The organism is Pseudogemmobacter faecipullorum (assembly GCF_020539525.1).
Lineage (GTDB): Bacteria > Pseudomonadota > Alphaproteobacteria > Rhodobacterales > Rhodobacteraceae > Pseudogemmobacter > Pseudogemmobacter faecipullorum.
The window spans coordinates 1-11,418 of record NZ_JACDXX010000039.1 but is presented as its reverse complement, the minus strand read 5'-3'; the positions used below and the strand labels follow the sequence as shown (position 1 = coordinate 11,418).

The 11,418-nt window shown below is 62.7% G+C and carries 9 protein-coding genes and 1 other annotated feature; of the genes, 7 read left to right on the top strand and 2 right to left on the bottom strand.

Going from position 1 to position 11,418, the window contains the following annotated elements; all coding sequences use genetic code 11:
• Nucleotides 1–21 precede the first annotated feature (21 nt).
• Both H0485_RS20275 and H0485_RS20270 read left to right on the top strand, forming a co-directional pair.
• A complete protein-coding gene (locus H0485_RS20275) occupies nt 22–5,481 on the top strand; it encodes a phage tail protein (RefSeq protein ID WP_226937721.1) in 5,460 nt (1,819 codons plus the stop codon).
• Nucleotides 5,482–5,483: 2 nt separating this feature from the next.
• On the top strand, nt 5,484–6,032 hold the full coding sequence (locus H0485_RS20270; RefSeq protein WP_226937720.1) for a hypothetical protein: 549 nt from the start codon (nt 5,484–5,486) through the stop codon (nt 6,030–6,032).
• Nucleotides 6,033–6,042: 10 nt separating this feature from the next.
• On the opposite strand, the gene H0485_RS20265 is transcribed toward H0485_RS20270, so the two are convergent.
• Nucleotides 6,043–6,516, bottom strand: coding sequence for a thermonuclease family protein (locus tag H0485_RS20265; RefSeq protein ID WP_226937719.1), 474 nt, complete (start codon nt 6,514–6,516; stop codon nt 6,043–6,045).
• A gap of 80 nt (nt 6,517–6,596) precedes the next feature.
• On the opposite strand from H0485_RS20265, the gene H0485_RS20260 reads away from it, so the two are divergent.
• From H0485_RS20260 to H0485_RS20245, 4 genes are all read left to right on the top strand, one after another.
• Nucleotides 6,597–6,923, top strand: coding sequence for a phage holin family protein (locus tag H0485_RS20260; protein WP_226937718.1), 327 nt, complete (start codon nt 6,597–6,599; stop codon nt 6,921–6,923).
• Between the two features lie 68 nt (nt 6,924–6,991).
• Nucleotides 6,992–7,576 carry a glycoside hydrolase family 19 protein gene (locus H0485_RS20255; protein ID WP_226937717.1) on the top strand — a complete coding sequence of 195 codons (585 nt, stop codon included), beginning with the start codon at nt 6,992–6,994 and terminating at the stop codon, nt 7,574–7,576.
• The gene (locus H0485_RS20250) at nt 7,573–7,782 is read left to right on the top strand and encodes a hypothetical protein (RefSeq protein ID WP_226937716.1); all 210 of its coding nucleotides are present in this window, start codon (nt 7,573–7,575) and stop codon (nt 7,780–7,782) included. Before H0485_RS20255 ends, H0485_RS20250 begins: the two co-directional genes overlap by 4 nt.
• A 144-nt stretch (nt 7,783–7,926) precedes the next feature.
• Complete coding sequence (locus H0485_RS20245; protein WP_226937715.1) at nt 7,927–8,157, top strand: hypothetical protein; 231 nt, start codon at nt 7,927–7,929, stop codon at nt 8,155–8,157.
• A gap of 118 nt (nt 8,158–8,275) precedes the next feature.
• Here H0485_RS20245 and H0485_RS20240 read toward each other — a convergent pair whose 3' ends face one another.
• A complete protein-coding gene (locus H0485_RS20240; protein ID WP_226937714.1) occupies nt 8,276–9,676 on the bottom strand; it encodes a SulP family inorganic anion transporter in 1,401 nt (466 codons plus the stop codon).
• A 24-nt stretch (nt 9,677–9,700) separates the two neighbouring features.
• Nucleotides 9,701–9,756, bottom strand: a sequence feature (sul1 is cis-regulatory element that is thought to sense ions involved in sulfur or methionine metabolism; They are found in Alphaproteobacteria).
• Nucleotides 9,757–9,981: 225 nt separating this feature from the next.
• Here H0485_RS20240 and H0485_RS20235 point away from each other — a divergent pair.
• Nucleotides 9,982–11,337 carry an SIR2 family protein gene (locus H0485_RS20235; protein ID WP_226937713.1) on the top strand — a complete coding sequence of 452 codons (1,356 nt, stop codon included), beginning with the start codon at nt 9,982–9,984 and terminating at the stop codon, nt 11,335–11,337.
• The last annotated feature ends 81 nt before the right edge of the window (nt 11,338–11,418 follow it).

Below are 11,418 nucleotides of genomic sequence, written 5' to 3'. Positions count from 1 at the left end.
TTCATCCAGATCGGCGCATCGATGAACAATCACATCGATGATACCGACAGCGGCCAGCGTCGCATGTGGCTGAAATGGGTGGATGGAACCCAGGCCGCCGCTGATCCCTTCCTGATGTGGGCCTTTGGATCGGATCCGGATTACCCGTGGACATCGGCAATGGTCGGCAAGGGCAAGACCTATGCCATCATCACCTGCCAGTATGATCACGAGAGCATGCTGCAGTATCCGGAATTCCTGTTCGAGCTGGAGCCGCTGCCGCTTTACGATCCGCGCCTCGACAGCACCGCTGGCGGCCTCGGCGCGCATCGCTGGGGGAAACGCTCGACCTATGCGCCGAGCGATAACCTCGCAGTGATGGCCTATAACGTCGCGCGTGGCGTCTATTACGGCGATGAGTGGCTGTTCGGCGGCCAGAACCTCGACGCCTGGCGCCTGCCGTTTGACGAATGGGTCGCGGCTATGAACGCCTGTGATGAGCAGATCGAGCTGGCCGATGGCAGCTTTGAGCGCGCGTTCCGGGGCGGGGCTGAGATCTCGGTTGAGATGGAACCGCTCGGCGTGATGGAGGAGCTGGGCCGGGCTGCGAATATGCGCTTTGCTGAGGTGGGCGGGCGTCTGAAGCCGATCTGCGGCCTGCCGGGAGCATCGGTCTTCTCGATCACCGATGAGGATATCATCATCACCGAAGGGCAGAGCTATCAGCCTTTCCTCGGTCTCTCTGCCACCTATAACGCTCTGACCGCGACCTATCCTGAGCCCGGCGAGAAATGGGCCAGCAAGGATGCGCCCGAATTTATCGACGCCGTGGCCACCGCGGCTGATGATGGGCGGTATCTGCCGGTCGGGGTCAGCTATCCTGCCGCGCCTCATGCCAATCAGGTTCAGCGCCTGATGCGTGCGCAGCTGCAGGATTATCGCCGCATGCGGGTGCACCAGCTTTCGCTGCCACCGGATGCCTATGGCCTCGAGCCATTGGTCGACATGATCAGCTGGACCAGCGCGCGCAACGGCTATGACGCAAAGCGCTTCCTGGTGATGAGCGTGGCCAAAATGCCCGGGATGAATGTCGCGGTCACGCTGCGCGAGGTCGACCCGGCCGATTACGATTGGCAGCCCGGTTTCGAGCTGCCCTATACCATCGTGCCGCCGGTCAATGTCCTGCCCTTCGTGCAGCGCATTGCCAGCTTCAGCGCGGCGGGCGCCGTGCTCGAGGACAGCAGCGGCCGGGGCCGCAAGGCTGCCATCGTGGTCGGCTGTGGCGGCGATGAGGCCGGGGTCACCCAGATCCGGATCCAGATCCTGAAAGGCGCTGAGGCGGTTTTCGATGTGAGCCGCCCTTATGGCGCGCCCTATAGCTGGACCATCAGCGATGTGACGCCTGACACGGCCTATACCGTGCGCGCCTGCCTGATCTCGGAGCTGACCGGCAAAACCGAATGGTCGCCTGATATTCTGGTCACCACTCCCTCGATCGAGATCACCGATGCGGATCTCGACCCGGCGCTGCGCGACTCGATCTCGGATCTGATCGGGTTCGGCGAGGCGCTGACCGGGCCGGATGGAATTGAGGCCACGCTGATCAGGGCGAAAAATGAAGCGCTTGCGGCAGAGGTGGGGGCCGCGACACATGCTGCGGTAGCTCTGGCCGCTCAGGGGGAGGTCTCAGCGGCGGTTACTGCGGCCGAGGCCGCTGCGCTTGCCTCGCAGACTTCTGCCAGCACCTCGGGGGCGTCCCGCGACGCCGCCCAGGCCGCGCAGACCGCAGCCGAGACGGCCCGCAACCAGGCGCAGACCTCTGCGACCAATGCGGGGAACTCGGCCAGCACCGCCGCAGGTTCGGCCAGCACCGCCAGCACCCGCGCCACAGAGGCCGGGCAGGCCGCCTCGGCTGCAGCTGCATCCGCTGTCACCGCTGGAACCAAAGCCACCGAAGCCGGTACTGCCGCGCAGGCCGCTGCCCTCTCGGAAAGCTCGGCCGCTACCTTCGCCGGTGAGGCCGAGGATAGCGCCAGCGCCGCCGCGTCGTCGGCAGTGACCGCGAACACAAAGGCTGGCGAGGCGGCGGGATCGGCTGGCGCTGCCGCCACCTCTGCCGCGACCGCGAACACCAAAGCGACAGAGGCCGGCACCTCGGCTGCTGCGGCGAATACCGCGAAAACTGCCGCTGAGACCGCCCGGGGGCAGGCACAGACCGCTGCGACCAATGCTGCGACCTCTGAAACCAACGCCGCTGGCTCGGCCAATTCGGCGGCATCCTCGGCCACCACCTCGGCCAGCTCGCGCGATGCGGCAGCGGGATCCGCCACGGCTGCTGCAGGTTCGGCCAGCCTTGCCTCGACCAAAGCCACTGAGGCCGGGAATTCGGCCACGGCCGCCAATTCGGCAAAGACGGCTGCGGAAACCGCGCGCGGGCAGGCTCAGGCCGCTGCGACCAGCGCCGCGACCTCGGAGACCAATGCGGCTGGCTCGGCCAATTCGGCAGCAACCTCGGCGACCACCTCGGCCAGCTCGCGCGATGCGGCGGCGGGATCCGCCACGGCCGCTGCAGGATCGGCCAGCCTCGCCTCGACCAAAGCAACTGAGGCCGGAAACTCGGCGACCGCCGCCAATTCGGCAAAGACGGCTGCAGAAACCGCCCGGGGACAGGCTCAGGCCGCTGCGACCAGTGCTGCGACCTCGGAAACCAACGCTGCTGGCTCGGCAAACACGGCTTCGACCCACGCGACCGCAGCCGCAAAGAGCTTCCTGAATACCGTGATGGTCGAAGGAAACCCGAGCTTCGATGATGGCTTCGCGAGCTGGCGCGTCAATACCTCGATCCCGGGCACCGATCTCTCTGCGGCTCATGGTACGCTGGCCTCTGGCGTGTTTACCACTACTGCTGGCGCCCGCCGTGATGTCTGCCAGCGGAAGTTCCACCGGCTCGACCCTAATCGGAAGTACCGGGCACGCGGCCGCTTCAAGGTCACCGGAGGCACCGCGCAGATCTACATGGGCTGCCAGGCGGCAGATGGTAATGGGGCGATCACTGGAGGCAACGCAGGCCTCTATTATATCATCTCTGGCGGCGCTCAGTATCCCGCGAGCGAGGACTGGATTGAGCGCTCCTCGGTCGTGTTCACCCTTGCAAACCTCAAGTCATCGGTGACGAACAGCACTGCTGCCGAAGGCGTCTATCTGATCAGCCTGCTGAACTATGCAGCTGCTGCCGGGGTGCAGGTAGCTCTGGACGGCATCTGGCTCGAGGATGTGACCGAAAGCGAGGCCACAAGGGCTGACGCATCCGCCTCGGCCACCTCTGCCGCACTGGCATCGACCAAAGCCACCGAGGCGGGCACCTCGGCCACCGCAGCTCAGACCGCCCGGACGGGGGCTGAGACGGCCCGCTCCGGCGCTGAGGCTGCCCAGACAACGGCCACGACCGCAGCCAATACCGCCACCGGGGCGGCGGCAACGGCCACCTCGCAGGCGGCCCTGGCCGCAACTGCCCGCACGGGCGCCGAGACTGCCCGGACCGGGGCTGAGGCTGCTGGCGCGGCGGCGCAGGCCCATGCGAGCGCAGCGAATGGCGCGGCTCTTTCCGCATCGGACAGCGCCGCCAAATCGCTGACCTATGCGACCAATGCCGCGCGCCTGATGTCGGGCGGGGTTTCCAAAAACCCGATCTTCAACCTGTGGACGGGCACCTATCCGGATCATGTGGCCGTGACCCCTTATGCGGGCAACACGGTCACCAAAAACACGGCCAATGCCCGCTATCAGAATGCCCTGCAGGTGGTCTGCGGCGGCACGGCAGACGGACCCCTGATCCGCATCGATCAGGCGGGCCAGGCGCTGGACTGCTCAAAATCACCGCGCGGTGTGAAGATCCGGATGGAGATCGAATTCCTGTCGGGCAACCTTGCGAACAGCGGTGCCCTGCTGCGCGCTATCTGGCTCGATTCCGGAACCCGGACGGAATACGTCAACCTCAAGGACTATATGACCGCCACCACCGGCGTTGTGCAGGTGGTCGAGGTCTATTTCGCCCGCCCGGCAGCAGCGGTCCCGGCCAGCGCCACCAACTTCATTCTGGATCTCTTCGCATCCTCGATGCTCGGCGGCACCCGCGCCGCCTGGCAGTTCCGGGTGCATCGCCTTGATTTTGAGGAGGTGCTGGCAAACAGCGAAACCGCGATCATCCAGCAGGCCATTGCCGATGTGACCGGGATCAAGGCGGCGGCGATCGGTCTGCGCGCGACCGCAGGCTCCGCAGGTGCTTATCTGGAGCTGGTGGCGCTCGATGATCCGAATGGCCCGGCATCCATGGCGCGGATTGCTGCGGGCAATATCCTGCTCGAGGGGTCTATCACTGCCGATCATATGGACATCGGTAGCGTGCGTGCTGCGAATATTGACGTGGCATGGCTCACGGGGAACCGGATCTCGGCAAGCTTCCTCGATGTAGACAGCCTGCTGACCATCCAGCAATCGGCCGGGCTTCGCTACGGCAAGGCAAGCGTAAACTCTGATAATAACGACGGCATCTATTTTGGCCATGATGGCGGTCGCTTCGGTTTCGCGGCATCAAGAACCAGCAACAATAAGCGGCAGAGCCTTAAGCTTTCGGAAGATACCGGCCTTCAGATCAAAAATGCACGACATTTCGTATCCGGCGCTTCCCTGCCCACCACGGTTAGCCTGATTGCAAACGCCGCGAAAACTGCTCTGCCGGTCAACACAATCAACAGCATCGAGATGATCGGCGGTGGCGGCGGTGGCGCCGGGATCCTGCGTGGCGGCACTCCGACAACAGTTGTGGGGAACAATGGCGGAGCAACCATCGTTCGGCTCTATGATGGCAATACGCTGAAGCACACATTTACCGCCGCAGGCGGCCAGGGTGGGCCTCTCGGTGATGTGAAAGATTATCTTGCGGCGGCTTCTGCCTGGCCGGATGGCATCCGGGGGAAGGGCGGCAATGGGAATGCCACCTGGTGGTCTGGCGGCAAGGCGTCCCTTATGGGCCAGCCCGGCAAGTCAGGGCAATTATTGGCACCTGCAACAGTGGACACAGCAGGATGGCTCAATCCTCAGATTGAGGTCGTGGTAGGGGGTGGCGGGGCTGGCGGATCGGGGGGCGGATATTCCCCGGGTCATCCCGGCACGGCAGGAGCGGTTACCTACACCTATGCCGTCGCAATGGACATTCCAGCCGATGTGATCCCGCTGGAACCCACTGCTGTTGGGCAGTTCACCACGACTTCAACTGGTATCGGATCTTTTCCTGATCTCGGCCCCGGCATGTGGTGCCTGCATCGCGGCACGGGGGGAGGTTGGATTGCACTCGGATATGTCACCGTTTCCCCTGGGAACGTTATTCGGGTTCACGAGGGCCCCAACGCGACAATCTTTGCATCCCAGAGGCCGTCGTACACCTCTGCTTATGGGAATCAGGTCGTCTGGTACTCCTTCTACGCAATGAGCACTTGGGGCTGAAAATGCTTGTATATTATGACAGTGTGACTGGTGCAGTAGAGTACACGCTGAAGCTTAGCTCACATCGGCCACCGCCCGCAGGCGATTACATCGAGGTCGATGATATTGAGCTGGATCCGCTGCAGTTTCATGTCGTGGATGGCTTCCTCGAGCAGAGGGAAGTGCCGACTGACGCACAGAGGGCAGCAGCGCAGGAGGCCATCCAGACGGTTCGGGGGGATCTGCGCCGCCGGTTCATCACCGATCTGCCCGGGCAGGATATGGTCTATCTGGAGAAGCGCAGCGAGGCTGTGGCATTTTTGTCTGACCCCGATCCTGCCCCCTTGCTGTTCCCGATGGTCTTCGCCGAAGTCGGGATCACTGCTGACACGCCTGACGGGGTGGCACAGGTCTGGCTGAACATGAGCGATATCTGGCGAAACGTTTCCACAGTGATCGAGGCCGCAACCCTCAGGGCATCGCGCCTTGTGGAAGAAGCGGCCACCACAGCCCAGCTCGATGCCGCGCTTGCGCAGATGCAGGCGGACCTGGTGGCGCTTGTCCCCGGCTGAGAGGGCCAGCTCAGTTGGCGCGGCGCCAGTCCCAGGGGGCTTCAAAGTCGCTGGACCAGATGCCCCGGCCAGCTTTCGCAGCTTCCTTCTCGGCCTGATTGTATGCCTTGGAGTAACGGCGATAGGCCATTGCCCAGCCATTGCGCACCATCCAGTCGTTAATGTTGGTCTTTTGAACGGAACAAACGGCCACAAGGCGCTTGTACCGATCAACATCCACAACATTGCAGCTGACTGATTTTCTGCCGATCAGATCGCTGAGCGCATTGGCTGCGTCGGTTCCGCAGCGCCAGGCTTTGCCATTGCGGTAGCAGCGCTGGCGCGATTCCGGGCTGTCGATCCCATGCAGGCGAATGCGCTTGCCGTGGATCTCGATCGTATCTCCATCAATCACAGAGGCTGTGCCGGTGATGCTGTCTCTCGCAGCTGAGGGCAGGGCCGACAAAAGGGAAAAGGCGAGGGCGGTAGTGATAATTTTGATCATGCGGCCCCGGCTAGACCGAAAACACCAATAAGCCAACACCCGCCTCGAGCGGGCTTTGTAATGCGCTGGAGACGCGACAAGTGACAGATTTCCCGCCGCCCGATCCGGGCCTGATTGAAACGCTGCACCGCCTGATCGGCGGGGCAGGAACTGCCTTGATCGCCGCGATTGCTGGCCGGGCCTCCTATCACGCAAGCGAGGTCAGGGCGAAGCGCCGTCCGATCCTGTCCTGGGATCTGATCTGGGAAATCCCGACAGCGGTGGGGATGGCCATCGCGGGTGACGCCCTCGGTACCTATCTCGAGTTTTCGCGCGAGGTTACGGTCGGGGTGATTGCTGTCCTGTCTTACCTCGGGCCGCGCGGTACCGGAGCAATTCTTGAACGCTGGGCTGCCCGCAAGGTCTGACCCGCCCCGCATCAGCATCCAATCTTTATCGGCCCCGCAATCAAGCGGGCAATTTCATAGGAGGTGGCATGACGCCAGATCTCGGCAATCCGCATGTGTTGCGGATCGACAGGCTCGCCAAATCGGCGGGCCTTTCCATTTCAGAGCGAGCCTATGTGCTGGCCACGGCCTATCATGAAACCGGCAATTTCCGCTGGCTGCGCGAGATCTGGGGGCCAACCCCGGCTCAGACGCGCTATGAGGGCCGCGCAGACCTCGGCAACACGGTTGCCGGGGATGGCCGGCGCTTCATGGGGCGCGGCTATGTGCAGATCACCGGCAGGCGCAACTATACCGACTGGAGCAGGCGCCTCGGCCTCGATCTGCTCGACCGCCCCGATCTGGCAGAAGAGCCGGATATCGCTGCGCAGATCCTCGTGGAAGGGATGCGCCTTGGCACCTTTACTGGCCGCAGGCTGTCGCATCATTTTGGGGGCGACAGGGCGGACTTCACCGGCGCGCGGCGCATCATCAACGGCACCGATCGGGCTGAACAGATCGCAGGCTATGCCCGGGCCTATGAGGCTGCAATCCGTGCGGCAGAGCCGGTCAGGGCAGGCTGGCTCGCTGCCCTCATTCAATCCCTCGGAAACCTGTTCAGGAGCAAAAGATGAACTGGACCCTCGTTCGCGGGCTGACCTATGTCGCCCTGCTGCTGGCTTCGCTGCTGGCCTTCCTCGGCCTGGCCGAGTTCAACCCGACCACCGGCATGCTGAAGATTCACCCCTTCAACGCCTATGGCGCTGCTGCAGCGCTGTCTGGCGTGATTTCTTCGGCCCTCGCCACGCTGGCGCTGATCCGCGGCTGGGGGCGGAAATGAGCGCGCTGGTAACTTGGCTTGCCGGAAAGGCAGGGGTGTGGCTCGCCGGGGCAGTTGCTGCTCTGGCGGCCGGTATGGGCCTTTATGTGAAAGGCAGGGCGGATAGTACCGCCCGGGCCCGTCTCAAATCATTGGAGAATGACCATGAAACCGCTTCTGATCTGCGCCGCGCTGTTGACCGCGACTTGGCTGGCCGGGTGCGAAACTTCGATGACGCCGGGTTCCGCGACTGAAGCTGCGCGCTGTGAGATCTGGGGCAAATCGCTGCCGACACGCTCGCGGGCTGATACCGGGCAGACCAAAGCCGAGATCCAGCGCGGCTATGCCGCCTTCGACCTCGCTTGCCCGGGATTCGGTTACCTGGTGCCCGGGTGACATATTTCGGCCCATAGCCGCCGCTCGATCTCGACAAATGCTGCGGCGCGGCGTTCCCGGAAGCGGACGTTCGAAGGGTCCTGCAGCAAAGCGTCGGCTGCGAGCCGTATCGATGCAATCACGCGGGGCTTTCTAATCCGTTGATCGTGACCTCCAGGTCGTGGCGCCGGAAGCGGTCCCGCACTTTCTCCACCGCCGCCAAGGCTGTGATGTCCCACAGCTTTGCCCGGGTCAGGTCGATGGTCACTGGCCCGTCATGGTCGCTCGGGTCGAAGGCCTCGATGAAGGCTTCGGCCGAGGCGAAGAAGATCTGGCCCTCGACGGTGTAGGTGTCACCTTCCCGACGCACCTGCTGCAGAGCGGCCACCTTGGCCGCGAAGAACACCCCGCTCATCAGTACGCCGACCAACACGCCGAGCGAGAGGTTATGGCTGAGGATCGTGACCGCCACCGTCGCCAGCATCACCAGATTGGAGAGCTTCGGAGTGCTGCGCAGCCGCCTCAGCGAACCCCAATCCAGCGTGTCGACCGAGACCATGACCATGATCGCCACCAGCGCGGCCACCGGCACCTGACCGACCAGGCCGCCCGCCGCGACCATGAGCCCCAGAAGCAAACCTCCTGCGGCCAGCGTGGAAAGCCGTCCTCGCCCACCGTATTTCACATTGGACACGGTCTGGCCGATCATCCCGCAGCCCGCGATGCCGCCGAACAGGCTTGCTGCGACATTGGCCAGCCCCAGCCCCCGCGCCTCGGCATTCTTGTCCGAGGGCGTGCCGGTCTGGTCATCCACCACCCCCGCCGTCATCAGGCTTTCCAATAGACCCACCATGGCGATGGCCAAAGCGGGAGCGAAGATAATGTTGAGAAGCTCCAGATCCAGCGGCACCTGCGGTAAGTGAAACAGCGGCAGCCCATCGGGCAGGGTGCCAAGGTCCGAGACCCTGGGCACGCTGATCCCGAAGACCGAGCAGACCAGCGTCAGCAGCACCACGCAGATCAGCGGAGCAGGGACCTTCGTCGTCAGGCGCGGAGCAAGGTAGATCACCGCCAGCCCCGCCGCCATTACGGCCAGGCCCGCAGCCCCGGCGTTCAGGATATGCGGCAGCTGCGCTGCGAAGATCAGCGCCGCCAGCGCGTTCACGAACCCCGTGCGGACCGAGTTCGACACATAGCGCATCAGGCTTGCCAGCCGAGCGAAGCCGAAAAGGATCTGGAACAGCCCGGCCAGAAGCCCGGCGGCGAAGAGATACTCGACCCCATGGTCGCGGACCAAGGGGGCCACTACCAGCGCAACGGACCCGGCAGCGGCCGAGATCATCGCGGGCCGCCCGCCGAAGACGGCGATCACTATGCTGATGACGAAGGAGGCGTAAAGCCCGACGGCCGGGTCGATCCCGGCCGTAAAGGAGAAGGCGATGACCTCAGGGATGAGGGCGAAGGTCGCCACCGCGCCTGCAAGGATTTCGCGGACAGGGTTGTCCTGCCACTGGCGCAGATAGTGTCGTGCTTGTGTCATAAGGTGTTGAACGCGCAGAATATGCGTGGTCCGGCGGATCGGCGGCCGGAATAGCCACCCGGGCTTTCACCGGGTCCAGGCGATTTCAGGCGTAATAGCCGGGGCTGATGCGACTGCCAAGTGGCGCTAGACAGGGTGCGGCCCTTAGCAGCCGGTCCGTGCCTGCACCGGGCACCGCAGCGCTCGGCCCTTTGCGGTCGGTCGACTTCGACCCCAGCCGTCTGATAGTCTTCCCTAAAGCGGCTGTTCATGCGGCACTGCGGCAAAATCCCTTTTGTCGCGGCAGCCATAGATAGAGAAGTTGATTGTTTGGCACTAAGGTCAACAACCATATGAAATTCGTCGAAAACGGCCCGACGATACCGGATGATCTTCTGATCGCCCGCGATGCAGGAGATGTCGTCTTCTTCTGTGGAGCGGGTGTGTCCATGGCTTACGCTGGGTTGCCTGACTTCTTTACACTGTCGGATACCGTCCTGAATGCTCTGGGCGCAGGTCGGACAAGTACTGCCCGCCAGCTTCTGGATCAGGCACGCGACATGAGAGTTATCGGCGGCGTCGGTGGATTGATCCCCGCTGATCGCATATTCGGCCTCCTTGAGCGTGAGTTCGAGACCTCCGACATTCGAGACGAGGTCATCAAGTCAGTCAGGCCGAAAGGGGTTCCAAGGCTGGACGCTCATCAGATATTGAGCGATCTGTCCGCTTCAAGAAGCGGCAAAGTGAGACTCGTTACGACGAACTTTGATCTATTATTCGAAGCGGGCGATGCAACGCTTCCGAGCGTTGGTCCGCCGGATTTGATCGATCCAAAGGCAGATAATTTTGGCGGCATCATTCACCTGCATGGTCGTGCAGCTAATGATTATAATGGTCCGCGTGAGTCAGAAGAGTTTGTTGTCTCAAGCGCGGATTTCGGACGTGCTTATCTGGCCGATGGCTGGGCAACAAGGTTCATGCGCGCATTGCTCGAACGCTTTGTCGTCGTGTTCGTTGGTTATACCGCCGATGATCCGCCGATGCGATATCTGCTTGAAGCTCTCAATACGCATGCCGGAAGCCGTAGTCAGCTTTACGCTTTTCAGAGCGGAACGGACCGAGACACGCTCGCCATGTGGGAGCATCGTGGCGTCCGAGCCATCGGCTATGATACTGCCGGTAGTCACGCCGCACTGTGGGATACTCTCGCGGCGTGGGCTGAACGCGCCCGTAATCCGGATAGATGGCACGAGCAATTGCTGCAACAGGCCGCGCAGGGGCCTGACAAGGTGAGTGCATATATCCGGGGTCAGATCGCACATCTGATGTCTACACCCGAAGGTGCGCGTAGGATCGCTACGACCGATCCGCCGCTTCCGGCGTCCTGGCTGCTCGTTGCAGATTCCCGACAACGCTACAGGAAACCAGAACCTGAAGAGTTCGGGAACAAAGACGGCTTGGCATTCGATCCTTTCGAGACGCTGCGCTTGGATACCGACGCGCCACCGAAAGCACCGGTTTCCAATGATGCTTACTCATACAGGGATCGAGAAATTCCGTCCGATGCTTGGGATGGCTTCGCCAATAACAAGCACGACATCGGCACAACTGCCGGAAATCTGCGGGACTACAATGCTTGTCCGCCATCAGCACCCTTGGAACAGTTTGGCGTGATTGCGTAGCGGAGGCTTTGCGGCTCATCTTTATCCCAGTTGGAGTTGAAGATGATGAAGAGCCGAAGGACCGCGCCAGCGAAACCCATG